The organism is Gluconobacter cerinus (assembly GCF_002723935.1).
GTDB lineage: Bacteria > Pseudomonadota > Alphaproteobacteria > Acetobacterales > Acetobacteraceae > Gluconobacter > Gluconobacter cerinus.
In genome coordinates this window covers 21,988-47,623 of the sequence record NZ_BEWM01000009.1, presented here as the reverse complement: position 1 = coordinate 47,623, position 25,636 = coordinate 21,988, and the positions used below count along the sequence as shown (strand labels likewise).

Here is a 25,636-nt window from a genome sequence, read left to right as displayed (position 1 = left end):
GTCTTTTTCCTTCTTCAAATCTTGTCGTTTTTGTTGTCTGCTACCGATTGCTACCAGTAGCAACCATATATTCTGACCTTCCTTTTTGCACGAAATCCCCAATAATCTGGCATTATTCCAGTGCTTTCTGGCAGCAGGCATTTTCGTGCATGCAGTTGGTTGCCTTGCAACCAGTTGCAACCGGTTGCATGTAGTGCTACCAGAAGCATTCAACAGCACGACATGCAACCAATATTATATGCGTTGCCGCTAGGAGTTCTGATGCCAGTAATTGTTACAGCCAACCCGAAAGGGGGCGCCGGGAAGAGTACCTTCACTCTCGTGATGGCACAGACCCTGACAGCAATGGGAGCAAGCGTCACCGTAATCGACGCCGATCCTAATAAGCCGATTGCCGATTGGCGCACGGGTAATTCACAGGCTGATTTCGAAGTGATTTCCGACGTGAAGGAAGGAACCGTTATCCGCCAAATCGTCGAGGCTGCCCGTCAAAAGCAATTCGTATTTGTTGATCTGGAAGGAACAGCCAGCCGTCTCGTCTCTCGCGCGATTAGCCATGCAGATCTGGTAGTAGTACCGCTCCAAGCCAGCGGCGTCGATGCACGCCAGGCAAGCCGAGCCATCGACCTAATCCACGAAGAAGAAGAGGCTCTGCGCGGTCACGAGATTCCATTCCGCATCATTCTCACTCGTACCAGCCCGGTGATAAAAACGCGCATTGAGCGCGAGATACTCGCGGGCTTGAAACAGGCCGAATTGCCGCTATTTGCAAACGCGCTCAACGAGCGTCAGGCTTACAAGGCGATCTTCGTAAGGCGACTGGCCCTTCAAGAGTTGGACCCGACAGATGTTAATGGTCTGCCAGAAGCACTGAGGAACGCAGAAGCCGTAGCGGAAGAACTTATCTCATCATTCGTCGAGACATCAGACACCGAGGAAATCTCAGCATGAACGACGACGCATTCGGCTTCAAACCGAAAAAAGTCACTTCAAAATTGGCTGCGATAACACCGCGTGAACCAAGCGCATTAGGCCGCGATGACCTTGAGCGCATTGATCAGGCGGGGCGTAGCGCTGGATTTACAAGCCGCGAAGCGGGCGCGCGATTGGTTCCTCGCAGGAAGAAGTCGGTTGGACCGACTGTGACGATAAACACCAGAGTTCCAGAAGACGTTGCTGAGAGGTTCATTGAGTTTTGTGATGCGAACCGTCTTGCCTACTGGGAAGGCATTCGGGAACTGATGGACCGCGCTAAAGTCTGAAAGTAGAATGCTACCGGTAGCACTGCATGCAACCGGTAGCATGCACTTTCATGCACTCTGCTCTACCGAGACTATGGCTAATTCCGTTACTCTTGGCTTTCACAGGGGGCACTCGGCGAAAAGATTGATCTTGCTTTAGAGGTCACTTTGTTCTCTTTATGTTCTCGTTAAGGAGAATAAAGATGACAACGGACGCCGTGGCGCGACTGCGCGAGCAGGTCCGACGCCTGGAGCGTCGAAGCCTTCCTCATTCCCATACTGACACGCTGCCTACCGGGCATTCTGCCGTCGATGACCATCTCGGCGGTGGCCTCAAAACGGGTAGCCTGCATGACTTCCTGATCTCCGATCCTCTGGAAATCGGAGCCAGTCTCGCCATGCTGCTGCCCATCCTGAAAGAGGGCAGGGGGCCTATCTTCTGGATCAGCGATACACCTGCCGAACTGAACGCCTGCGGGCTGCATCAGTCCGGCGTTTCACTAGAACGTCTGGTCTGCATTGAAACGGACCCGACCAGCCTGCTCGCTGTCGCCGAAGACGTGTTGCGCGGACCAGAGCGCGCATTGGCCGTCATCACTGGCAGCCAAGTTCCAACCCTTAAGGAAATCCGTCGCCTCAATCTGGCAGTGGAAGCGAGTGGCAACACAGGCTTCTTCCTGCGCTTTGCACCGCTCGCGCGCGCTCCCGGGAAAGATCCCTGCGCGTGCGCCACGCGCTGGCGGATCCTCTCTCATCCCTCATCACCACGATTTTTTCCGGGACTGGCCATGCCGCTTCCCGGTTCCCGACGCCTTTCTGCCGCGCTGCTGCGGGTGAGGGGAGGCCGCCCTGCTCACTGGATCCTCGACTGCACCGATCATGCGCCGCTTTCTCGCTCTCTGGATGCCCTTCTGGCGCACCGAGCGCCTCCAGCTCTCCCGCCCGGAAGACTTCCCGCCCGACAGGCCGCTCGTTGTGCACGCGCTGGCACATAACCGCCACACCGTCACTGGTGTCAGTCCGGCTGCGCTCGCAGCCGGACTGACACCCGGAATGCCGCTAGCGCAGGCCCGCTCCCTGGTGCCGGATCTTCTGACCGCAGAAGAGGACGCCGACGCACAGAGGGTCGCGCTGACTAATCTGTGCTCATGGTTGATCTGGCTGTCGCCGCTGCCCGCGTTCGACGCTCCGGACGGGCTCTACAGCGATACCACCGGATGCGCCCATCTTTACGGGGGTGAGACGGCCATGTTGGATCTCGTCAGGGAACGCCTGAAGGCGAGGGGGCATTCCTGCTCTGTGGCGCTGAGCGATACGGCCGCTGCCTCACGCGCCTTGGCCCGCTCGGCGATCGACCGGATCTGTCTCGTGCCTCCCGGTCAGCAGAAACAGGCGCTGCAGCCGTTGCCCTGTTCAGCGCTTCCTTTGCCGGAACAGACGCTATCCCGCCTTAGCCGTCTCGGCCTAAACACGATCGGCGCGCTGGCGGACCTCCCGCGCGCACCTCTAGCCAAGCGTTTTGGGGCAGAGCTTCTGACCTGTCTCGATGAGGCTCTGGGACGGCAGGTCCGCCCGCTCAGCGTGTTTCAACCTGTGGACCGGATCTCCCTGACCCGCTCTCTGGTCGAGCCGATCAGCACGCCGGAGGCCATTGCTACAGTGATTGCAGCCCTTGTGCCGGTTGTTTGCGAAAGGCTGATGGCACGCGGGGAGGGGGCACGGCAGCTCGACTTTCTCTGTGTTCGCGTGGACGGATCCATCCAGGCCGTCCGCGTGGGGACGTCCGATCCCACGGCTGACATCACGCGTCTGACGCGCCTGCTGAAGGACCAGATCCCGCAGATCGCGCCAGAGTTTGGAATTGAAACCGTCATCCTGACCGTGAGCGCGAACGAACCGCTGGAAGCCGGGCCCGAGCGGTCTGTCTTGCCAGACGAAGCAGGATCCTCTGAAACGGGCCTCCCGGCCTCTCTGATCGACCGGTTACTGAATCGTCCGGGCGTGGTTTCGGTTCACCAGCTCGCGCCCCGGTTTTCCGCCTGGCCGGAAGACGGGCAGTCTCGCGTTTCTCCAGGCGACATGGCAAAACCGCCTTTCGCGGGCCAGATGCTCTGGGCGCGGCCGAACATTCTGTTCGATCTGCCCGTCCGGGTGCAGGTGACTGCCCTGCTTCCGGACGGTGCGCCCCGCCAGTTCGTCCTGAAGCGACAGACGCATCGCATTGCGGCGGCCGATGGCCCCGAACGACTGCTGGGCGAATGGTGGCAGACGCCCGAAAGTTACGGCGCGATCCGCGACTACTGGCAGGTCGAGACCACGACCGGCCTGCGCCTGTGGCTGTTTCGCAAAGGCGACGGAGTCCACGGCTGGTCCGGTTCAGGTGACTGGTTTCTACAGGGGATGTTCTAATGGACCCCCGCGATGATCTGATCCCGGCCAGCACCTCGGATGTGGCCGAAGTCCTGATGCACGCGCTGTGTTACGACGGACGCAGGCGAACGCATGACGCCGCCGAGCTGATGGCGCGTCTCGTAGCCGAGCGTCTGGTCGCTTATCTCGAACGCTCCGGCTTCGTGGTCATGCGCGCGCCCACCAGCAACGCGCCTGATAGCAGCCGGCACCCCCATCCCCACCGCCGCTAAGCCATGAGCGCGCCTTATGTCGAACTGCAGGTCACGTCCTCGTTTTCGTTCCTGCGCTCGGGCAGCCAGCCGGATGAACTGATCTTCCAGGCGAAAGCCCTGGGCTATGACACAATCGGCCTGACCGACTGGAATACTGTGGCTGGCGTGATCCGCGCGCATCTGGCGGCGCGGGAGGCCGGTCTTCGTCTTCTACCCGGATGCCGTCTGGCTCTACGCGATGGCAGTGCGCTCCTGGCCTATCCTCGCAACCGTGCGGGCTGGGCAGGTCTCTGCCAGCTTTTGACGCTTGGTCATCACCGGGGCGAGCGGGACGTGTTTCTTCTGGGGTGGGAGGATCTCGTCGCAGCAGCACCAGACCTCCTCCTGATCCTGTTGCCGCCCGAGGATCTGGCGACACTCCCGGAGCACGTTCAGAGCCTGCTGGATCTGCCCGGACAAAGGGCAGCCGAAGAAGAGAGCCGGTTTCTCGCGCTGACGCTGCTACGGCAGCCCGGGGATCTGGCGCGTCTTCATGCGATTGTCGCCTTCTGCACATCGCGCGGTCTGGCCTGCGTGGCGACGGGAGATGTTCTTTACCACGATGCGCGCCGGCACGTTTTTCAGGACGTCGTCACGGCGATCCGAGAAGGCTGCACGGTCGATGCTCTCGGCCACCGTCGGCACGTTCATGCCGATCGCCACCTGAAAGCCCCGGAAGAACAGGCACGCCTCTTCGCCGCTTTTCCGGACGCCGTGGCCAACACACGGCGAATTGCCGAGGCCTGCGCCTTCAGTCTGGATGATCTCACCTATCAGTATCCGACCGAAACCGAGAGAACGGGCGAAAGCGCGCAGGGCACCCTGACACGTCTGGTCCAGGCCGCACTGCCGCGACGCTATCCGGCCGGGACGCCCCCTGAGGTCGAGGCGCAGATCGCCCATGAGCTGAGGCTGATCGGCTCTCTGTCCTACGCGCCATATTTCCTGACTGTGAATACGATTGTGCGTCATGCCCGCTCACTCGGGATTGTCTGTCAGGGGCGCGGATCTGCCGCGAACTCGGCCGTCTGCTACGTTTTGGGCATCACGAGTATTGATCCGGTTCGCTCGGGCCTGCTGTTCGAGCGGTTCATCTCGGCCGAACGGCAGGAACCGCCCGACATCGACGTGGATTTCGAGAGTGACCGCCGCGAAGAAGTCATCCAGTGGATTTACCGGCACTATGGCCGCCACCGCGCGGCCCTGTGCGCGACCGTGCAGCGCTATCAGCCCAAAGGCGCATTGCGAGAAGTTGGCAAGGTACTCGGGCTACCGGAGGATCTGACGGGTCAGCTTTCCAGACACATCGCCTCCTCTCTCGCGGATCCTGATCTGTGCAAGGCGCGTTCGGCCGATCTTGGCCTGAACCTGAAAGATCGCCGCCTCAGCCTCACCTATCATCTTGCCCGCCAGCTTCTCGGCTTCCCGCGCCAGTTTGGGACGCATCCGGGCGGATTTGTGCTGACCGAGGATCGCCTGGACGAACTCGTCCCCCTGATGCCAACCGCTATGGACGGGCGGCAGATCATCGTCTGGGACAAAGACGACATTGACGTGCTGCGCTTCATGAAGGTGGATGTTCTGGGTTTGGGAATGTTGGGCTGCCTGCGTCGCGGGTTCGAATTGCTGCACACCGTGTATCAGACCCGTATGGATCTCGCTTCGATCCCGGCCGAGGATCCGAAGACCTATCGCATGATCCAGCAGGCTGACACACTCGGCACATTCCAGATCGAAAGCCGGGCGCAGATGTCGATGCTGCCGCGCATGAAGCCCCGGACCTTTTATGATCTGGTGATTCAGGTGGCGATCGTCCGGCCGGGACCAATCCAGGGGGATATGGTCCATCCCTATCTCCGCAGAAGAGAGAAACTGGAGCCTGTCACCTACCCGTCCGAGACCCTGCGCGGCATTCTGGGGAAAACACTCGGTGTCCCGCTGTTCCAGGAGCAGGCAATGCAGGTCGCGATCCACTGCGCGGGCTTTACGCCAGGCGAGGCGGATCAGCTCCGTCGCGCCATGGCCACGTTCAAAGCGACAGGCGGGGTCTCGCCGTTCCGCGACAAGCTGGTGAACGGGATGCTGGCCAATGGCTATGAGCAGGAATTTGCCGAACAGACGTTCAGCCAGCTCGAAGGGTTTGGCAGCTATGGCTTTCCCGAAAGTCACGCCGCCTCCTTTGCCCTGATCGCCTATGCGTCCGCCTGGATGAAATGCCATTACCCGGATGTGTTCTGTGCCGCCCTGCTGAACAGTCAGCCCATGGGGTTTTATGCGCCTTCGCAGATTGTTCAGGACGCGCAACGCCATGGGGTCGAGGTCCGGCCGATCTGTATCAATGCCTCACGATGGGATTGCACACTGGAACGTAGCGGTACGTCTTTACGTAAAGCCGTAAGGATGGGCTTTCGTATGGTGCGCGGGCTTGCAAACGGGCACGGCGCGGCCCTGATTGCAGCTCGGATGCCGGATTATGAGAGTATTGACGATGTGTGGCGGCGTGCGGATGTGCCGGTCTCGGCCCTGGAATGTCTGGCGGAAGCGGACGCCTTCCGGGTATTCGGACAGATGCGCCGTGCTGCGCTCTGGTCAATCAAGGGGCTCGCGGACACGGCGCTGCCGCTGTTTGAAGCGGCGGATCGGGGTCGGAACTTTCCGCTGCCGGAGGTGATCGAGCCGGAGATTGTCCTGCCGCAGATGTCAGAGCGGGCGTCGGTGCATGAGGATTACCGGGCCACTGGCCTCAGTCTGACAGGTCATCCCGTCGCGTTTCTGAGGGAGGGACTGCGAAAAGAAGGGATTATTCGTTGCGGGGATCTTCCTTATCTACGGGATGGGCGCCGGATCCAGCTTACGGGTCTTGTGCTGATGCGGCAGCGGCCAGGGACGGCCAACGGCACCATGTTCGTCACGATCGAGGACGAAACCGGCACAGCCAATCTGATTGTCTGGAAGGATGTGCAGGAGAAGCACCGCCGTCCTCTTCTGGCGTCCCGTCTTTTGGCCTGCAAGGGGAGGCTTCAGAAGGAAGGCGATGTGATCCATGTCGTTGTGCTCAGTCTGGAAGACCAGACACCATTGCTTCAGGGCTCGGAGCTGCTGAAGGCACGGGACTTCCGGTAGGGAAGAGCGCCGCTTCGAGCGAACTTATTTTATGAATGAAGACATTGTTGTTGGTGTTGAACCTGTGGAGTTGTGGGCAGAGCCGCACCCTGTGGTCAGCCGGCAGGGCTGTCCATCAGGACGCGAGCGACCGCGGAGCGGCTGTCCATAAGTCCATGGGCGGCTCATGCCGGTATAGCCAAAAGCAGTGATACACAAACATAGGCGTCCTTCTCCTGACGTCCCGGCCTTACCTTGTCATATGTGACACACGGTTGCAGTAATATCGCCAGTTGTTTGATCCTGCTGAACTCTGCTGCACCCCAAGGCCCGACATGAACCCGACTGAAATCTATGATGCCCTATCCCAGATCGCGGAGGCATCCTTTGACGCAGAGGAATTTCCCTTCTCGTTTGCTGAAGCAACAGATGCTTCACAGGCGGCAATTTCAAAGCTTCGCAACGGGTCGACCAATAAATCTGACCTTCCGGGCGGGGTCTTGTTTGGCAGGCGATTTCATTATGCACCGGCCACAACCGGAAAGAGCGACACTACTCTTGAGCAGTTGAGAGCATCGAAGAAAACCAAATCCTCCAAACCCGCCATTCTGCTCGCAACGGATGGTGAGATGATTGCGGCGGAACATACTGCTTCGGGCGAAACACTCCATTGCGCCTTCAAAGAGTTGGGGGATCAGTTCGGCTTCTTCCTTCCCGCTGCGGGTAAGGAGCGATATCGTGCTGTTGAGGAAAACCCGGTTGATGTGAAGGCGACGGGTAAGCTCGCCAAGCTTTATGACGCGTTAATCAGGGCAAATCCCGACTGGGGAACAGATGCACGTCGTCATGAGATGAACCAACTCATGATGCGACTGATCTTCTGTATGTTTGCCGAAGACGTCGGTATTTTTCCAGAGCAACAATTCTCCCGCCTGATTTTCACCTATGCAGGCGATAAGGGGGAGGAAGCCCATAAGGCCATTATTGCAGCCTTCCGGGCGATGAACCTTCCCACGCACGAACGAACAGGTCTGCCCGCATGGACCGGTGAGTTGGACTACGTGAATGGTGGTCTCTTCGCTGGCACCATTGATGCACCGAAATTCGATACTATTGCCTTCCGCTATCTGCGTGAGGCCTGTGGGTTGGATTGGGGTAAGATCAATCCGGACATTTTCGGTTCGATGATCCAGTCCGTTGCGGATCCAAAGCAACGCTCTGAACTGGGAATGCATTACACCTCGGTTCCGAATATCATGAAGGTTATCGGGCCTCTTTTTCTCGATGATCTGGACGCGGAGATCCATAAGGGTTGGGATCGTGCTCGTGCACTTCAGCAAACTCTGGGTCGTATGTCGCACATCCGTGTGTTTGACCCCGCCTGCGGATCGGGGAACTTCCTTGTTGTGTCTTATCGAGAACTCCGGGCACGCGAGACGCGTATCATGCAGCGCCTGGAAGAGCTTGATGGACGTAATGCCATGGGTACGAGCGAGATGTTCTCGCGCATCAAGATCGACCATTTCTACGGGATTGAGATCTCGGATTTCGCAGCTGAAACAGCAAAACTTGCACTCTTCATCGCTGAATATCAGGCTAATGCGAGTTTTAAAGCCATTTTTGGACGATGTCCTGCGGCTCTACCTTTGCGAGATGCTGCCCGTATTCACAGAGGTAATGCTCTAGAGATTGAGTGGGAGGCCGTATGCCCACCTCCCAACAATGATGAGGAGATTTTTATTGCGGGGAATCCGCCGTTTGTGGGATCAAATTTTCAAACATCAGAGCAAAAGAGCGATCGAAGCGAACTATTTAAGAGTGATTTTAAATCTTATAAGAATTTAGATTACGTAGCATCGTGGTTTTATTTGGCAACACTATACGCAGAAGCATTCTGTCGAACGAATTTCGCCTTTGTGTCGACAAATTCAATTACGCAAGGTCGTCAGGTACCTTCATTTTGGCCTCGGATACTTGAAAATCAAAAAATAAGATTTGCACATACGTCATTTCAGTGGAGAAATAATGCATCGTCAAATGCAGCAGTTATCTGCGTTATAATTGGTTTGTGCCCTAAATATATTTCTGGAGCAAAATTATTTGATGGAAAAGTAATTAGCGATGTATCCTCTATCAGTCCGTATTTAATACCAATTCCTCCTGTATATGTAGAAGGTTCTGGAAAATCTATATTTGGTCTTCCCCGCATGGACTATGGGTCAAAGCCAGCTGATGGCGGAAACCTTATATTATCGACTGAAGAAAGAGACGAAATCGTTCAATTATATCCAGATTCGAACCGATTCATCCGTAAGTATCTTGGGTCCCAGGAGGTCGTTCGTGGACAGGTTCGCTATTGCATGTGGATCAAGGACCAAGAAGCATCAGACGCATATCAGTACCCACCATTCCAAAAACGAATAGACGCGGTCCGTCAGTTTAGGACCGAGAGCAGTAATCCTGTTACACGCCCAACTGCTGCAACCCCGTATAAGTTTTGGTTTACAGGACCAGAAACCAAAACCCACGCCATCCTCGTCCCCCGCGTTACTTCAGAGCGCCGCCCGTACCTTCCAGTGGAGCGAGTGGGAGCTGACGTGATTTCATCGGACCTCAATCAGGTACTCTATGACGCCCCTGAATGGTGCATCGCGCTCATTGCGTCACGTCTGCATCTTGTCTGGATCGCCACTGTCTGCGGCAAACTGAAGTCCGATTTCCGTTATTCCAACACGCTCGGCTGGAACACCTTCCCAGTCCCGAAGTTCACGGACGAGCAGTTGGAAGCCCTCTCGGCTTCAGCGCGCCGCATCCTGAAATGCCGCTATTCCCACTACCCCAAAACAATCGCGGATTTATACGATCCAGACAAAATGCCTGACGACCTTCGTGCGGTGCATAAGGAAAACGATGACTTGCTGGAGAGCATGTATATCGGCCGCCCCTTCCGCAATGATACGGAACGCCTGGAAACACTCTTCAAGCTCTATGCGGCCAAGATCAAAACGCTAGAAACTGCCAGCAAAAAGAAAAAGGCCTGACCCATGGTTGAGATGCTCAACGTCACCTATGGCACGTCAACAGCCAAGACGAACGCATTAGGCCAACGCCCGATGCAGGCCCGCACCTACGATGCCCGTGCCGCGCAGTTTCTCCTTCTCAAAGCCCCCCCGGCTGCGGGTAAAAGCCGCGCACTCATGTTCGTGGCACTTGATAAACTACTACATCAGGGGCTGGAGAAGGTGATCGTTTGCGTTCCTGAAACGTCAATCGGTGGCTCTTTTCGCTCTACCAATCTGATGAGCTACGGCTTTGAGGCAAATTGGGAGGTTGAGCCGCGCTGGAACCTCTGCCTGACGGGCGATGACGCGAGCAAAGAAAAGGTCAAGGCGTTTCAGGCTTTTCTGCAAAGCGACGCAAAGGTTCTGGTCTGCACCCATGCGACATTCCGTTTTGGCGTTGATGCTGTCATTGAGACCAGTGGTATCGAAGCGTTTGATCGATGCTTCATTGCGATAGACGAGTTCCATCACGTCTCGGCATCAGACAACAACCGTCTCGGCGTTATTCTTCGGAACCTGATTACCCGGGACGCCTGTCATATCATGGCTATGACGGGCAGCTATTTCCGGGGAGATTCAGATCCGGTTCTCCGGGAGGAAGACGAAGACCGCTTCACCAAGATTACCTACAGCTATTACGAGCAATTGGAGAGCTACGCCTTCCTCAAAGCACTCGGCATCAATTACGATTTCTATAAAGGGAATTACATCAACGGCCTTGAGGGCGTTCTGAACCCCAATCAAAAGACGATTATCCATATCCCGCATCGCGGCTCGTCTGAAGCGTTTGATGACAAATACAACGAGGTTGGTCGGATCCTTGATTTCTTAGGAAAGCATGAAGGTCGAGACCCTGAGACCGGCTTTGATTTGGTCCGCACAGCAGAAGGACGGCTTCTGAAGATTGCTGATCTGGTAGATGATGGTCCGGGCCGCAACAACGTGAAGACCGCTCTATCCCATGAGATTAGAGGAGCGGATGGTAAGCGTGATGATGACGCTGACAGAGCCAAAGTCGATATCATCATCGCCCTTGGCATGGCTAAGGAAGGCTTTGATTGGGTATGGTGTGAACACGCTCTGACCATCGGCTACCGCTCCTCCTTGACTGAGATCGTGCAAATCATCGGTCGTGCAACCCGTGATGCGCCCGGGAAGCCTCGCGCCTTGTTCACAAACCTTGTCGCTGAGCCCGGGGTTGAAACGGGCGTCGTCACTGATGCTGTGAATGATATGCTGAAAGCGATCTCGGGTTCATTGCTGATGGAGCAGGTCCTCGCTCCGAACCTGAAATTCTACCGGCGGGAAGATGGGGATGTTCGTGCACCGATTGGCACGGATGATGAAGGTAATGTCACCATCGGGATTAAAGGCCTCATGGAGCCACCCACAGACCGCGCGCGGGCGATTTGTGAAAAGGACATGAACGATCTGATGGCGACGGCCTATCAGGAAATGGACCGCCGTGTGCTGTCACCGGAAACCGCACCTGAAGTCGCAACGCAGATGGTTCTGACGGATATCATCGAAAGACGTTACGAGACGTTGGACACAGAAGAGGCTGAATCCGTTCGCCAGCATCTGGCTGCGCATATGAACGTCCTGACATTGGCCCGCAAGCAAGCCGAGCAGGATATTACGGGCGCGCAATCCGTGCTTGGTGCTCCACCAACCGAAGGTGCCCCCACAACAGGCGAAGCGAACGATGGTGGTGAGGAGACACCTGACAGTGCTCCGAACACTCTGCTGGCCATGGTGAAGAAATTTATCAATGTTCGGGACATCGATATTGAGTTGATTGATAGCATCAACGTCTTTCAGGAACGCTTCGAAGTCGCGTCTAAGTCCTTGAATGCTGAGATCCTCGCGCATGTGCAATCCGCCATGGTCGCCTTGCGGGTGAATATGAGTGGAGACGAAGCACGGACTTTATGGCCGCGCATTAAAGCATTTCGCGCGACAGAAGGCCGCGAGCCCAATGTGAACTCCGCTAACACACTGGAGAAACGCATGGCCGAAGCGCTTGCCTGGCTGAAAGCCGAAAAAGCCAAGCGTCTGCGCGAGGCGGCACAATAATGGCGCGCCCCTCTCTGGATGACATCTACAGCGAACACGACGAGTTTGGTCTTCTGGATCTCAAACAACGTGGCACCCGAAGTGGAAGCGCCACAGATCGTGGCGTCGCGGTGTTGCTGGACGTTACCTGTTTTGTCGAGCAGAACGGCCGCTTGCCAGATCCAGAGGCACTGTCTCATGACGAGATGAAGCTGGCGATGACGTGGGGCGCTGTAAAAACTTCACCAACCGAGAAAATGATAGCAGCCGATCGCCTAGGTCTTCTGGACGAAAAGTCAATCGCCCCGCCTCGTTCGTGGAAAGACGAAGTCCCTGAGGAGGCTATCCCGGAAAGTCTCGATGACATCTTTGATGATGACGAACTGGAGGTTGATCCCTCACTCGTCACCTTCCAACACACAACCCCCTCAAGCGAACGGGTGACACCCGATCATCGCGCTGAGTTTGTACCCTGCCGGGATTTTGAGAAATTTCGTGAGCGCTTCGAGATCGTTCAGCGCGCTCTTGAGACGGGAGAGAGAAAAGCAAGGGCTGTAAAAAAATGGGCCATTATTGAGCCTATCGAAGGCGATTTTTTCATTCGTAACGGCCTGCTCGCCATGATTGCGGAGAAGTCAGAGATGACCTCACGCGGCGGTTCTCGGGATCATCGGTTGCGGATCATTTTTTCGAACGGGACAGAGAGCGACCCTTTAATGTCTTCCTTCCGGAAGTCCTTATCGGAAGACAAGACTGCGCGCACCGTGCAGAAGGTGGGACTTGGCCCGGTTGACCCAGAATGGGAGAGTGATCAGCTTGAACTATCTGGCACAATCTATGTCGCTCGGTCGCGCTCAGAGGATCCTGCCATTCGTGAGCAGCGGATGATCTTACACAAAATTGGTGTGACCAGTCAGGACGTTGCCCGCCGTGTAGCTGATGCCCGTAACGATCCAACATTTCTACTAGCTCCAGTGGATATCGTCGCCACATACAGCCTCAAGAACCTCTCCCGCCATAAAGTTGAGGATCTTCTGCATCGCTTTTTCGTATCCGCACGCCCTGCCGAATTATTCGTCGTGGATCGTCTTGGAAAGAAGATCTCGCCAAAAGAGTGGTTTTATGTGCTGCCAGAACACGTTGGCCAAGCCGTTAAACTGATCGAGGACGGGCAGCTACATCTCTTCCACTACGATGTGGCGACGCAGAAAATCGTACCGAACTGAGGCGTGGAGCGATGACACGAATTCTAACGGTGCTCACCCCACGCGTACGTAAAATGCACTTTCGTGTGCGTTGTATAAATCTTCACATTAAATGCCCCAGTTTCTCATCACGGTATCTGGCCGCCTGCGTGGTGTCTCTCAGGCAGCTCTGGGGGGATTTGCGACTGTCTGCTTTTTAGCGTTTGCCATCAATAAGCAGACATTTAAAAACGACCGTAAGTGAAGGTCAGCAGAAGATTACATGCAAGGTTTCCAACCACTTGGGCTGCGGGCGACAAAACCGGCAATAATGGTAAGGATGCTGCCGAAGATATAGCCGTGCATGACCAAGGTCGGAAGCAACGCCCATCGTCTGCGCCTATACCCGTGGCGGTCACCCTGATGAAAAACTTTTTTTTGAGGTATTTTCCGAAATCGGGCGCATTACGGTAGAGACATTATGTCCTGTGTAGGGCGGCCTTCGGTGAGATAAAGAGAATAATATGTCTGATTTCAATACCTATCTTAAAGCGCAGAACGATATTGATGCAGTCAATGCGATATCAGCTTTTCTGGCCCTCAATGACATGCCTCAGGCTGACAGTGCTTCAGTGGATCTGGTGATCCACGCCGGAAATGCCATCCTTGAGACGGCTCATGCAGCCTGTGAGGCTGCACGTGAAGCCAACTGTCACCTGCTTTTTTCAGGGGGCATCGGGCACTCTACCACTCTTCTTGTAGAGACTGTCAGATCAGAAAACCTGCTACCAGAAATATACCTGAAAGACAGATCCGAAGCCGAGATTTTTGGCACTTTGGCTTCGGAAGTCTGGAGTTTTCCCAAAGAAAAATTGGTTCTGGAAACGCGCTCCACCAATTGCGGCGAGAACGCGAGCTTTACAAAATTACTGCTCTCGGAACTCGGGCTGGAACCCTGCTCTACTATCCTATTTCAGGATCCGGCCATGCAGTTACGAACTTTCGTCACCTTCCAGAAAGTCTGGCAGGAGGCATCATGTGCAACTGTTTTTTATAGCTGTCCGACTTTTGTTCCGCGTCTCGAGATACGAGACGGAATCGTGACGTATGCTGAGGAGCTCCCTTCGCGACTATGGAGCCCGGAGCGGTTCCTGTCTCTGATCATGGGAGAAATTCCCCGGTTGCGAGATGATGAGAACGGTTACGGCCCGTGTGGACGGGGTTTTATCCCACATGTTGAAATTCCTTCTGAGATTGAGACCGCGTATCAACATGTTCATGGGCTTTTGAAAAATCATGAAAAAGCGAAGAATCGTGCGCTTGCATGACTGGGAGGATCATCCTGTCTCATAATGAGTTTTTGTATGTAATGCATGGAGTGCAACCAGAAGAAATTGAAAACGACTGACCCGATTTTGAACCCATTTTATGGTCTGCTCTTTCATAAGTCTTGTCCGCTATTCGATTCCTCTTTTCGAATCTTCTACGTCTGAGATGAGGCGAAACCGGAAGATCCGCTTATTTCGAGCGGCTCCTTCTGGGGGGGCAAGCAGCCGTGGAACAGAAAACCTGCATAGGGTTTACACTGCGTACGACTATCGAATGAGAACCACCTCAACTCCGATTGCGTCCGCAATTTCAGCCCATGCCCGATCGGCCGTGACCGCGGGGAGACCCATTTTTTTGGCTAGCGCCAGACAGGCACGGTCTCCGTGACTGAGACCAACCCGCTTGGTCGCATCGCGCATCAATCCGGCCGCGAGAGCCAGGTTCTGATCAAGAGGCCGCACGTCTAGGCGCAAAGCTGAGATAAGTTCGGATATTCCTTCGGCCGGGACGCCTTTATCAACAGCTTTAGAAACGATCTCCTGCAGGTTGATCGCGGAAATGGCTGCATCGCGCAGCCAGTACCGAGCTTCTTCAGCTCCTGTTTCCTCGTTCAGGTCCGCAAAGACAGCGGATGTGTCAATGACGCAAATCGGCATCAGCGCTTCACCCCATCGTCATGGCTGTCGAGCGCATTTTCAGCGCGTCGCTCAGCAATGACTTCGTCCGCAATCGAGGTGCCGGCCGGGACATATTTTCGGAACAGTGCTCTTGCCCGATCAAGCGAGGCATCAGGCGTCATTAAGCGAACCTGCCCATCTACGATCTCCGCCATGAGCTGGCCGCCTTTTTCGACGCCAAGCGACTTACGCAAGCCAACCGGCAGAACAAGTCGACCATTCGGCATAACGTTGACACGAATCATGTAACTGATCTCCTATCCAAGAAGGTTGCATTCTTAGTTTGAGTCATTTTCTGTGTTTAGGTCATTTTTATTTTTGATGCCATAACATTCGGGTGTCCGAAAACGATCGTTTTCGGACAGGGGCAAACCAATCTGTCCGCAAATTACCTTTACAGTGTTTCGGACATAGTTCATATTTCGGACATCCTATTCGGACGAAATGAGCCCCATGCCACGCACCTTTGCCTATGTTCGCGTCTCTACAGTCGGGCAGACGACCGAAAACCAAATTCAGGAAATTGAAGCAGCCGGTTTTCGGGTTGAGCCGCGTCGCGTCGTTACCGAAACAATTTCCGGGAGTACATCCATCGCGCAACGGCGTGGCTTTGCTCGCCTTATGGATAGACTGGAAGCTGGAGATGTTCTGATCGTGACCAAGCTTGATCGTCTTGGTCGCGATGCGATGGATGTCAGCACCACGGTTAAAATGCTGGGAGCCATGGGAGTGAAGGTTTACTGCCTCGCACTTGGCGGTGCTGATTTGACCAGTTCCTCCGGCACAATGACGATGCAGGTTCTGAATGCTGTCGCACAGTTCGAGCGGGATCTGCTGATTGAGCGCACGCAGTCTGGTCTCAGGCGGGCAAAGTCAGAAGGGAAGACCCTGGGGCGGCCTTCCACACTGTCAGAAGGTGAGAAGCAAGGCGTCCTCAAGGACCTGGCGGAGGGTATGAGCGTTTCTGCACTTGCCAGAAAATTCTCCACAAGTCGGCAGACCATTATGCGGGTTCGGTCTGAGAGCTTTCCTTCCGGCTCTCTATAGCGGTAGTTCCGCTTCCGCCTACATATCCGACACCATCAGGTTTTCCCCACAATGCAAAAGCAATCACGGACATCACTCAAAATCATTTTATGAATGCCGTTGTGCAAACGGATTATTAGATTTAAAATAACAGATAATATTTTGGCAAATGTAGAAGACTTTTCTTCTGTCACTTTTGTGGGGAAATATGGAAGATCAAGCGGTAGAATTTGAAAATCTGGTTGGAAATATACTAGAGATTAATAATTTTATTATTTCTCCTTCTTTACCGGAGACAAATAATAAATTCGATTTCCATGCAACGCTTGGCAACGAAAAATGGGCGATTGAAGTCAAATTTTATAGGACCCCACGTGCTCAAGCAGGACTTATTGAAAATGCAGCTATCCGACTGAACCACGAAGGTGTTAAAGCGCGAGTCACAAAAGGTATGCTAGTCGTATCCTGCTATCTTCCCGCCGAATTGCGTCTTTACCTAGAGACGAGCTTTAATTTGACCTTCATAGACCGCGCCGATCTAATAAATTGGTCTGCAAAAAATACTGAGATTCTTGGAAAACTCCAATCAATTCTTGGGATACCGTCCAATGATCTGACACAAGACGGTGATACAACATCAGAACCAAAATTAAACGAGACGCCATTGAACCAGGCGCCACCTCAAGAAGACTCTAAAGGCACTGAACTGTGTCAAGAGCTTAAAAAGCTTAATCGAGGCAAAAAACATTGGCCTGACTATGAAAAACTGTGCGTGAGAATACTAAAATATTTATTTCCTAATGATCTTTATGGCTGGCATGATCAAAAACGAACTGATGATGGATTAAACCGTTACGATTCTGTTTGCCGCATCCAATCCACCACTGAGTTTTGGCAATTTATTGTACAACACTTGGATAGTCGATACGTAATTTTCGAATTTAAAAATTATACAGGAAAAATAAAGCAAGGACAAATTCTTACGACAGAGAAATATTTATTGGAAAAAGCTCTAAGGCGTGTTGCCATTATTTTTAGTCGAGATGGTGCTGACAAAAATGCGGTGACGATGACTCAGGGAGCGATGCGAGAATCAGGTAAACTTATGCTCATTCTAGATGATGATAAGGTATGCGAGATGCTACATATGAAAGAGCGCGGCGAGGATCCTACAGATTATCTGTTCGATTTGGCAGATAATTTCCTCCTGACGCTTCCTCGGTAAATGGTATTTGTCCAGATTGCTTGGTCTTCAGAACAGGTATCCATTGTGAATTGTCGCCAAATATGGAGCTTAATTTGTAATTTTTTGGGTTTATCTATTTTGGTGTAGTGAGTGTTCGTTTGTACTATCCCGTTGAATCTGGACGTTCCGCTAGCTCCGTAAGTTGCCTGTCCGCTCAACGAATATGAAGCGGACAGACGGGATGCGCCTTCATGCCGGACGCTCAAGCTCTTTGGAGCCCGTCTTAAAAGCGGACTTTCGTTTACGACCGGACACGCAGCCCCGTTACGACCATCATAAAGTAGCTGGGGATATTGGCGAGCAACACCCGCATTACTTCTTTCTGCCGAGAGGCGGCTCACACCCCGCTGTGATCTATTACATTTCCTCACGCGAGGTTTAGGATTTTGGTAACGTATTGGCCTTGTGCCCGATTAATTAGTGATCTTAGTCCGTAGGCGAATACATAGCACCTTTGAATCCTAGCCCTCTTCTGCACCGGAACTTACAATCAAAGTATGATCACGAACGAAGCGTATCTCCGACATGCTTTGCACTTGTTCAAATAGACGTTTGCTAGTCGCCGATATAAGGGTGCCGAACCACGCAGCCAACGCCTCCCGCTCAGCAAAAAATTCCAGCGCATCGTCGAAGTCCCAACGTGGCATCATTACCAGCTTGTTTTCCAAACTGAAGCATTCGGTTGTGAAGGTAATGCGCTGCCGATCAGCATCGGAGTGAGCTATGACCTTGTTGCGCCGCTCTAACAGTCGCTCATGCAGAGCACGTTCGTCAGAGCTGGGGCTAATCTTGATCTGTTTAAAACTAAGCAAAGGCAAATTATTAGCATTTGTGAAGGCGCGCCCATAGGCAATTACAGCGGTGTCTTCAAAACATCGATAGCGCCGTCGCTCAACGCGAGTAACGAGGCGATCTTCGTCAAGTTCACATATAAATTCCATGGCACTGCATGCCATCTGGAAATCAGCGAGGGACTGAACCAACCTGATCTGCCGCGGCAGTAGTTGTTCTGCGTCACCATCTTTTATGTTTTTTTCCAATTACATCCTCCATCTAGCACCGACAAACTAAATCTCTTTGTGGGAGGTAAGAAATACGACCCGAAAGCCAATAGGAAAATTCCAGAATATGAGGATAACTCGCCGGACACCGGGCTTTCCAGCCCCTTGGAATCCCTTGCCGAACGCAAGGCAAAAAATTCCGTCCTCGCAGGCTAAAAAGCAATTAAATCGTAACAGACTACCCAGATCGTTGGGGGATGGCTCCTTCCGCCTACATATCCGACATTCAAATTATGTATTGGTCTCCCGAAAGCGGACATGTTTCTGCTGTCGCTTATAATTGAGATTAAATAACGGATTTATTACATAACGGCTTGCGCTTAGAGCCCTTTTGGAAATCCAAGGATGAGCGTTTCTGCGTAGCATGAGGCTTCCCATGGCGATGTGGATCATGGCCTCGGCAACGTCGATCCGTTGCTCGTAATCCTTCACAAGACGACGCCAGCGGATCCTCCAGCCGAAGGTCGGTTCAACGACCCATCGACGCGGTAGGACTTCAAACCCTTTCGCTGTATCTGATCGCCGGACGACCTCGACTGTGAAGTCGAGAAAAGCGGCCTTATCCATCAACTGGAGGCGATCATAGGTTCCATCGGCAAACAGGTGCTTCACCCAAGGCCAGCGTTTACGAATGGCATCAAGGATCATCTGTCCCCCTGCGCTGTCCGAAATATCGGCTGTTGTCAGCCGGACCAAGAGAAGCCGGCCATCCGTATCAACTGCGATGTGGCGTTTTCGACCGACGATCTTCTTGCCTGCGTCATAACCACGCGTCTTTGCATGAGGCGCCTTGATACCCTGGCTATCAATGACGCTGCCCGATGGACTGGCTTCACGTCCTGCCGCTTCACGATCGAGCATCAGACAAATGCCATGAATGGTCTGGAACAGGAAACGGCGCATCAGCCGGCGAAACCACCAGTAAACCGTCTGCCACGGGCCAAAATGAACCGGAAGCATCTCCCAGCCGCAACCTGAGCGCACGAGATAGCACAGAGCATTGATGATCTCACGAAAATCGGTTGCCCGTTTCCGACCACGTCGGTTCGCAGGCGGCATCAGAGGCGCTAGGCGTTCCCATTCCTCATCTGTCAGGTCAGACGGATAGCGTTTCGTCCTGCGAGTAATATCGGCTATTCGGCCTCTCTGCTCGGGCGTCCACATCAAGAGCTTGAATCACGCGCGACACGCCCTGAAAACCCATCATGCTGAATTTCCAAAAGGGCTCTTAGGGAGCGCTTCCAATTAGTCTCCCACATTTTTTTAAAGCAGAAATCCAGTCACGATTTAAGAGGCCCGGAAGTAAACTAGTATCTTCAATCCATTTAGCTGTTTCCGGGCTAAATTTTTTGCAAAAATAAATGATATGATTAAATTCGTTCTGTAAATCCATTTTCACTATGGGATCTAAGTGTGCACATTTATTTCTTAAACGAATAATACGCTCCAGATCAAAATAGACATCTTTTCGCCTCGAAGGTCCCAGTTTATCAAAAACAGAATGAAAGCATTGTCTCCAATAAGGGTGGCTATTTGGGTTATCATAGGACGGTCCAAGCAGGGATAACCAGAAACCAAATGACAACTCAGATATTACGCCGCCGGACGTAACACCTTTAGCGCGCCTACTTGCAATAGCTATTGCATCATTTACGGCTTCTTTATAATTACCAACAATATTGTCGGACGCCTCCCATTTATTGTTCCCGTGTTTACCCCACCAATGGTCCGTCTTTAAATAATTGGACATCGCGGAATGCATGTGATTGCGGATGCTCAACTCGAACGGCTGCAAAGTTGCTAAAAACGCTGACGACAGCGCGAAATTCCATTCGTGCAACAAAATTGCATGACTATCGTCTACAGGAACCGGACATTTAATTCGGGATCGCCATGTAGCCAGTCTTTGATCATTTGCTATGGCTTTCCAATAATCTATTCTCTCGCGAGATAGAATTTTTTCAAACTCTGTTATCTCCGCCGGAGAAAAACATTGTGCCACAATTTTCCTCCTCGCATGGTATTGAATTAATGAGCGAAATTTTCTAGACTGTCAAACGTGGCCCCGGTTCACCTCTGCTTGCAAGTGTCCGGGGCTCCGCCAACATCAAAATAGAAATGCTTATTACGCTCTGAGGGCGTGCTGCTTTTTTGGGTCGTGCATGAAACTTTCTTTATGCATACCTAAAATTGTTGAGAAATTGGTTTGATAAGGTTGTGTCGTCAGACTGTCCACCATTGTGAAGCTACCCGTAAGTTTGAGCTTCTATTGCCGCTTCTCCCGTTTTTTTCGAGAAGCGGACATTCCGTTCACCCCCCTGAACTGCCTGTCTGTTCAAAGACGTTGAATCAGACAGGGACAGTCATCAACTCAGCTTCACCCTCTTATGTCAGCTCGGGTTACGAGGCCATCAGCGTTCGGAGCTGGGCATGGACCCACGGATAGAGTTCCTCGCCCTTCGTGTTGAGTCTCGACTTCAGGTCGCGCGTCGTATCATCGGCCAAAATTTCCAGAGCACCGGCGGCAATACCGACATAAGCTTCTGTCACGACGCTCGCCGCGCTGCTCTTCGGAATAGTCCAGTTTTTCGTCATCGGCGTGTCGATCATACCGACCAGCAGCCCGATGACCTGCGTGTTTTGTCCCTCAAGCGCCATACGCAAACCGTTGGTCGCGGACCACAACGCGGCCTTCGATGCGGCATAGGCCGTCGGTATACTGACCCAAGCCGCAACGGACAGAATATTGAGCATTGTCCCGCCGCCATTGGCACCGAGGACCGGTGTAAAGGCGTTGGCGACGTTCAGCGTGCCGAAGAAATTCGTGTCAAAGATTCGCCGTGTTTCCATCTCGGGCTGAAGTAAGACATCGGCTTCCGGTGCGATGGCCGCGTTGTTGATGAGCAGGTCACAGTCTTGCGCAGTCGCAACAGCGCGTGCGATGTCCTCGGCTTTCGTAATGTCGAGCGTTAGCGGCACGATACGAGCGTCATTCCAGACTTTGGGTTTTCGCGCTGCGGCATAAACGCGGCGAGCGCCACGCTGAATGGCCTGTTGGACGAATTCTTCCCCGAGCCCCCCATTGGCACCCGTTACGAGAACGACCCGATCCTCCAGATTACGGTTGGTCTTGTCGATTGCCTGCGTCATTCTATAGTTCTCCGAAAGTGGGGATTTTCCCCGGAACACTATCCGGGGACTATCCCCGATTCGTCAAGGGAGGATATTTATGACCGCTGAGCGGGAAATACGTTCAGCCGCGCCGCGCCCCATGCGCGCCGATGCGCGGCGTAACCGTGATGCGATCCTTACGGCCGCACGTGCCACATTCGAGGAAGAAGGCGTTCTCGCCTCCCTTGACGGCATCGCCCTACGTGCAGGAGTGGGAAATGCGACGCTGTATCGGAACTTTCCGACGCGGGACGATTTGCTTGCCGCCGTGGCTTCGGTCAGCATCGAGGCTGCTCTGGCCGAAGCTGATGCGCTGTCCATATCACTCGCGCCGAAAGAGGCACTGGCAGAATGGCTGATCCGGCTCGCATGGACACTGCGCATCTGGCATGACCTGCCGACCTGTGTTGCCTCCGCTCAGGCAGACCCGCAATCGTCCATGGCTTCTGCGTGCGCTGCGCTGATTGATCGAACGGGGGCATTTCTCCGTCAGGCAACCCTGTCCGGAAACACTGTGGATACTGTGACAGCGGCAGAAGTGTTCGAACTCGTCGTGGCATTGTCCTGGGCCATAGACCGGTTCGGGGACAATGAATTGACGGCAAGGCGGCGTGTTTCGGTCGGTATTGCCGGCGTTTTTAGGACAGTCGCCTTTGATGATGCCTGCATTGGTGCGCCATCAGGCACCGTGGAGATAGCCCCCTAATTTCATCCATTCTGCAAAGTCGAGCGTTTGTCCGAACACTTCTGTCGACGTCTCAGACGTCAGCGTACTGCTAAAACGGAACGTAAAGAAGACATTGATAGCAGTCTACGAAGAAAACGGGGGATGTATCGCGGGAGAGTGGTTCTCGACAGCGGTATTCGCCGCATTTATGCGTACTACTTACCTAATACAAAACACGACGTGTAGCTCATCATCGGAGATCATCCGGTGCTTTGTTACCGGCTCCCGAAACGGGCTCTGGCGGCTTCAGTTACCGGCGTGAACAGGCTGATGATCGTGCCTTCGGGATCGCGGAACTGGGCCGTACGGTTACCCCACGGCAGCAGTTTGGGTTCGATCACAACGTCTACCTTGTCTTTCAGGCGCGTAAACTCGGCATCCACGTCGTCGACCCTGAATTCCAGAATGGCCGTGCGATTGGCACCTGGTTCGGCACTCCCTTCCATAAACAGTGCTACCGTCTCAGCACTCCCGATCGCAAGTGTCGCGCCAGGAGTTAGGATTTCGGCAAACTGGGGTGCAAGCCATTCGGCAGACTGTCCCGTCACCAGTTCGTAAAAGGCCACCATCGTCGTGATGTCGGAGGCGATCAGGCGGATAGAGGTAAACGTCATCGGGCAGTTCCTGCTCAGGTTGTGCTCCCAACCTTTTGGCACAATCATGCTGACAACATCCTGTCAGCATGATTGCAGAAGCTTTGCGTAGCACCGATCGCCTTTTTCAGATCATCCAAATCCTGCGTCGGTCGTCTCGCCCCGTTACGGCAAGGGCTCTGGCCGAAGAACTGGAAGTCTCCATCCGTACGATCTACCGCGACATCGCACATTTGATCGGGCAGCGCGTGCCTATTTCAGGAGAAGCTGGCGTTGGATACGTTCTGGGAACTGGATATGACATGCCACCCCTCGCACTGCTCCCGGCTGAGCTTGAAGCAATCGTTCTGGGAGCACAGTGGGTGGCGGCCCATGGCGAAAAGGAGCTGTCACGCGCCGCATTGGACGTGCTCGCCAAGGTTGCCGCGGTTGTCCCCCCGGCCTTGCAGCCGTTTATCAGCGTTCCAAGCACAGCGACAAAGCTGCCTCTGGACGCATCACAAGACAAAGATGACAGGACGAACCTTCGAGCGGCAATCCGTGCCGGAACAAAGCTACATCTGCATTATCGGGATCAACAGGGGGAGGTTACCGAGCGTACAGTATGGCCGGTTGTTCTCGGTTATTCGGACACCACGTGCATGTTGATCGCCTGGTGCGAGCTGAGGCAGGACTTTCGTCATTTCCGCACGGACCGAATACAGGCGGTAGAAATTCTGGATAAGAAGATAGGTGAGCCTCGCACCCGACTGCTTCAACGCTGGAAAGCGCAACGCACATCGGAACTCGCTAAAATTACCAGTGAAGCCGGTTGATCGCTTCCCCAGTCCTGCCAGACGAAGGCGTTAATATCGTTCGATACATATTTTAGGCGAGTAGGAACGTCTGTTGTTTTGCGTTCGAGCACAGATAGCGGACGTTCTGCTTTCCCCCGATAGTGTTGAAAAACTCATGGTGAAGAGTGAAAGTGTTGCCAAACCACTTCGGCATAGGTGCAGCTTTCTTGCCTCAGGTGGACAAGGCAGGCGCTCCGGGAGGTATCAGTTTCGCCATTTTGCGGAGATTTTGGGCAGCTGCGGCGAGATGGAACTCATCACGGGCGCCGTTTGGTCCTCTGAGCCTCAACCGATCGATCTTCAAAATGCGCTTGAGGTGAGCAAACAGCATTTCGACCTTCTTTCGTTCTCGTCTGGAGACGATATAGGCGTCAGTTAAGGCAATGTCGCGGGCCAGATCACGAGCGCCTTCATGGACGGAGCGCAGGACCTTACGACTGGGCTGATCGGGGCAGCATTTCGGTTTGAGAGTGCATACGTCGCACGCGAGTTTCGACGAACGGTATCGAAGTAGGTTGTCGGGAGGGGCGTTTGGTCGATCCGAGTTGATCTTGCGCCACTGCTGCTTCAGTTCCTGTCCGCCAGGACAGACGTAAAGATCGTGCACGTGGTCATATGTGAAATCTCGGCGTTCGAAAGTCCCGTCCTGCCGGGCAGATTTGTCGAAAACCGGAATGTGAGGTTCTATGCCACGCTCATGAACCAGCCACGCAAGGTTTTCAGCGGAGCCATAAGCTGTATCCGCAGCAAGCTTTTCGGGCCATATTCCAAATGTTTCCTGAGTACGCTCTATCATTCGGCGTTGCGCCGTAACCTCGGCCTGCCGGATGGCTGTCGTGGTTTCTACATCCATGATGACAGCCGATTTAAGGTCGATGAGGTAATTTGTGCAGTAGGCATAATAAGCAAGGCCACCGCTTGCAGCGTTCCAACGTGCCGCAGGATCGACCGGAGAGATATATTTTGGTTGTACGGGCGTAGCAGACCCAAATGCAGCATCGTCCAGCACCGAGAAATACTCCCGCACAGCACGATGGGCGGCCTCGATTGGCAGCTTGTCTGGGCTCGGAACACTACGCTGCCGATTAGCGTCGGCCTTGATCGTGCTGGCATCGACCGCAAAGCCTTCACCGCCCACTAGTCCCTTGGCGATGCACTGTCGGACGGTCATTTCAAACATTTGGCGAAGCAGATCACTCTCCCGGAAGCGTCCGTGCCGGTTTTTCGAGAATGTCGAATGATCAGGTACAGGGCCGTTGAGACCAAGGCCGCAGAACCACCGGTAGGCCAGGTTAAGATGGACTTCTTCACATAACCGTCGCTCGGATCGAATACCCATCACGTAGCCAACGATTAACATCCTGATGATCAGCTCGGGATCGATCGAAGGCCGCCCCGTGCCGCTGTAAAATGGGCGAAGATGCTCACGCAGGCCGTCCAGATCAACAAAGCGATCAATTGAACGCAAAAGGTGGCCAGCTGGCACATGATCTTCAAGACGGAACTCGTAGAACAGTTCCTCCTGTATTTTCGTTCGATCACCCATCATTTGCAGGGTCCTCCTGCGAAGAATGAATCAGTGCTTCACTCTCAAAGCAAGCGCGACTTTTTCAACACTATCCCCCCATTGCTGCCTGTAGGTGGCCATATACCGTGATCAAAA

21 protein-coding genes and 1 pseudogene are annotated in these 25,636 nt (G+C 53.8%); 13 read left to right on the top strand and 9 right to left on the bottom strand.

Translation table 11 applies throughout. The annotated features are described in order from the left end of the window. Window positions 1–261 precede the first annotated feature (261 nt). The 4 genes from GCE01_RS14975 (at window position 262) to GCE01_RS14960 (ending at window position 3,650) form a co-directional block, all read left to right on the top strand. Complete coding sequence (locus tag GCE01_RS14975; RefSeq protein WP_062105920.1) at window positions 262–951, top strand: ParA family protein; 690 nt, start codon at window positions 262–264, stop codon at window positions 949–951. Next, entirely contained in the window at window positions 948–1,262 is a 315-nt protein-coding gene (locus tag GCE01_RS14970) for a hypothetical protein (RefSeq protein ID WP_062500473.1), read from the top strand. The genes GCE01_RS14975 and GCE01_RS14970 overlap by 4 nt, the downstream gene beginning before the upstream one ends. 182 nt (window positions 1,263–1,444) lie before the next feature. Next, the gene (locus GCE01_RS14965; protein ID WP_099213482.1) at window positions 1,445–2,236 is read left to right on the top strand and encodes an ImuA family protein; all 792 of its coding nucleotides are present in this window, start codon (window positions 1,445–1,447) and stop codon (window positions 2,234–2,236) included. Continuing rightward, window positions 2,121–3,650, top strand: a complete 1,530-nt coding sequence (locus GCE01_RS14960; RefSeq protein ID WP_244591260.1) for a Y-family DNA polymerase — start codon at window positions 2,121–2,123, stop codon at window positions 3,648–3,650. Before GCE01_RS14965 ends, GCE01_RS14960 begins: the two co-directional genes overlap by 116 nt. On the opposite strand, the gene GCE01_RS16895 is transcribed toward GCE01_RS14960, so the two are convergent. After that, on the bottom strand, window positions 3,647–3,868 hold the full coding sequence (locus tag GCE01_RS16895) for a hypothetical protein (RefSeq protein ID WP_167386178.1): 222 nt from the start codon (window positions 3,866–3,868) through the stop codon (window positions 3,647–3,649). The genes GCE01_RS14960 and GCE01_RS16895 overlap by 4 nt on opposite strands. Window positions 3,869–3,886: 18 nt before the next feature. On the opposite strand from GCE01_RS16895, the gene GCE01_RS14950 reads away from it, so the two are divergent. The 5 genes from GCE01_RS14950 (at window position 3,887) to GCE01_RS14925 (ending at window position 14,635) form a co-directional block, all read left to right on the top strand. After that, on the top strand, window positions 3,887–7,027 hold the full coding sequence (locus tag GCE01_RS14950) for an error-prone DNA polymerase (RefSeq protein ID WP_099213479.1): 3,141 nt from the start codon (window positions 3,887–3,889) through the stop codon (window positions 7,025–7,027). A gap of 314 nt (window positions 7,028–7,341) precedes the next feature. Then, window positions 7,342–10,047 (top strand): class I SAM-dependent DNA methyltransferase, encoded by a 2,706-nt coding sequence (locus GCE01_RS14945; protein WP_099213478.1) that lies wholly within the window; start codon window positions 7,342–7,344, stop codon window positions 10,045–10,047. A 3-nt stretch (window positions 10,048–10,050) separates the two neighbouring features. Beyond that, complete coding sequence (locus GCE01_RS14940; RefSeq protein WP_099213477.1) at window positions 10,051–12,144, top strand: DEAD/DEAH box helicase; 2,094 nt, start codon at window positions 10,051–10,053, stop codon at window positions 12,142–12,144. Then, window positions 12,144–13,349 (top strand): GIY-YIG nuclease family protein, encoded by a 1,206-nt coding sequence (locus tag GCE01_RS14935; protein ID WP_099213476.1) that lies wholly within the window; start codon window positions 12,144–12,146, stop codon window positions 13,347–13,349. Before GCE01_RS14940 ends, GCE01_RS14935 begins: the two co-directional genes overlap by 1 nt. A gap of 482 nt (window positions 13,350–13,831) precedes the next feature. Beyond that, entirely contained in the window at window positions 13,832–14,635 is an 804-nt protein-coding gene (locus tag GCE01_RS14925; RefSeq protein WP_099213475.1) for a YdcF family protein, read from the top strand. A gap of 267 nt (window positions 14,636–14,902) precedes the next feature. Here GCE01_RS14925 and GCE01_RS14920 read toward each other — a convergent pair whose 3' ends face one another. Together GCE01_RS14920 and GCE01_RS14915 are read right to left on the bottom strand one after the other, a co-directional pair. Then, the gene (locus GCE01_RS14920) at window positions 14,903–15,292 is read right to left on the bottom strand and encodes a PIN domain-containing protein (RefSeq protein ID WP_099213474.1); all 390 of its coding nucleotides are present in this window, start codon (window positions 15,290–15,292) and stop codon (window positions 14,903–14,905) included. After that, window positions 15,292–15,558 carry an AbrB/MazE/SpoVT family DNA-binding domain-containing protein gene (locus GCE01_RS14915; protein ID WP_099213473.1) on the bottom strand — a complete coding sequence of 89 codons (267 nt, stop codon included), beginning with the start codon at window positions 15,556–15,558 and terminating at the stop codon, window positions 15,292–15,294. Before GCE01_RS14915 ends, GCE01_RS14920 begins: the two co-directional genes overlap by 1 nt. A 208-nt stretch (window positions 15,559–15,766) precedes the next feature. Here GCE01_RS14915 and GCE01_RS14910 point away from each other — a divergent pair, with 208 nt between their 5' ends. Next, the gene (locus tag GCE01_RS14910; protein WP_099213472.1) at window positions 15,767–16,360 is read left to right on the top strand and encodes a recombinase family protein; all 594 of its coding nucleotides are present in this window, start codon (window positions 15,767–15,769) and stop codon (window positions 16,358–16,360) included. A gap of 187 nt (window positions 16,361–16,547) precedes the next feature. Continuing rightward, entirely contained in the window at window positions 16,548–17,564 is a 1,017-nt protein-coding gene (locus GCE01_RS14905) for a hypothetical protein (RefSeq protein WP_099213471.1), read from the top strand. Window positions 17,565–18,046: 482 nt separating this feature from the next. On the opposite strand, the gene GCE01_RS14900 is transcribed toward GCE01_RS14905, so the two are convergent. From GCE01_RS14900 to GCE01_RS14890, 4 genes and pseudogenes are all read right to left on the bottom strand, one after another. Next, the gene (locus GCE01_RS14900; RefSeq protein WP_099213470.1) at window positions 18,047–18,625 is read right to left on the bottom strand and encodes a hypothetical protein; all 579 of its coding nucleotides are present in this window, start codon (window positions 18,623–18,625) and stop codon (window positions 18,047–18,049) included. Between the two features lie 363 nt (window positions 18,626–18,988). Continuing rightward, window positions 18,989–19,810, bottom strand: a pseudogene (locus GCE01_RS14895) (IS5 family transposase); the annotation flags it as partial. A gap of 64 nt (window positions 19,811–19,874) precedes the next feature. Beyond that, the gene (locus GCE01_RS16725) at window positions 19,875–20,648 is read right to left on the bottom strand and encodes a hypothetical protein (protein ID WP_145995811.1); all 774 of its coding nucleotides are present in this window, start codon (window positions 20,646–20,648) and stop codon (window positions 19,875–19,877) included. Between the two features lie 398 nt (window positions 20,649–21,046). Beyond that, window positions 21,047–21,796 carry an SDR family oxidoreductase gene (locus tag GCE01_RS14890; RefSeq protein WP_099213469.1) on the bottom strand — a complete coding sequence of 250 codons (750 nt, stop codon included), beginning with the start codon at window positions 21,794–21,796 and terminating at the stop codon, window positions 21,047–21,049. A gap of 79 nt (window positions 21,797–21,875) precedes the next feature. Between GCE01_RS14890 and GCE01_RS14885 the strand changes: the two genes are divergently transcribed. Next, window positions 21,876–22,523 (top strand): TetR/AcrR family transcriptional regulator, encoded by a 648-nt coding sequence (locus tag GCE01_RS14885; protein ID WP_099213468.1) that lies wholly within the window; start codon window positions 21,876–21,878, stop codon window positions 22,521–22,523. 236 nt (window positions 22,524–22,759) lie between these two features. Here the strand turns inward: GCE01_RS14885 and GCE01_RS14880 are convergent, their stop codons facing one another. Beyond that, window positions 22,760–23,158 carry a VOC family protein gene (locus GCE01_RS14880; protein WP_099213467.1) on the bottom strand — a complete coding sequence of 133 codons (399 nt, stop codon included), beginning with the start codon at window positions 23,156–23,158 and terminating at the stop codon, window positions 22,760–22,762. A gap of 68 nt (window positions 23,159–23,226) precedes the next feature. Here GCE01_RS14880 and GCE01_RS14875 point away from each other — a divergent pair, with 68 nt between their 5' ends. Further along, complete coding sequence (locus GCE01_RS14875; protein ID WP_099213466.1) at window positions 23,227–23,952, top strand: helix-turn-helix transcriptional regulator; 726 nt, start codon at window positions 23,227–23,229, stop codon at window positions 23,950–23,952. Between the two features lie 193 nt (window positions 23,953–24,145). On the opposite strand, the gene GCE01_RS14870 is transcribed toward GCE01_RS14875, so the two are convergent. Beyond that, window positions 24,146–25,522 (bottom strand): transposase, encoded by a 1,377-nt coding sequence (locus GCE01_RS14870; protein WP_099213465.1) that lies wholly within the window; start codon window positions 25,520–25,522, stop codon window positions 24,146–24,148. Window positions 25,523–25,636 lie beyond the last annotated feature (114 nt).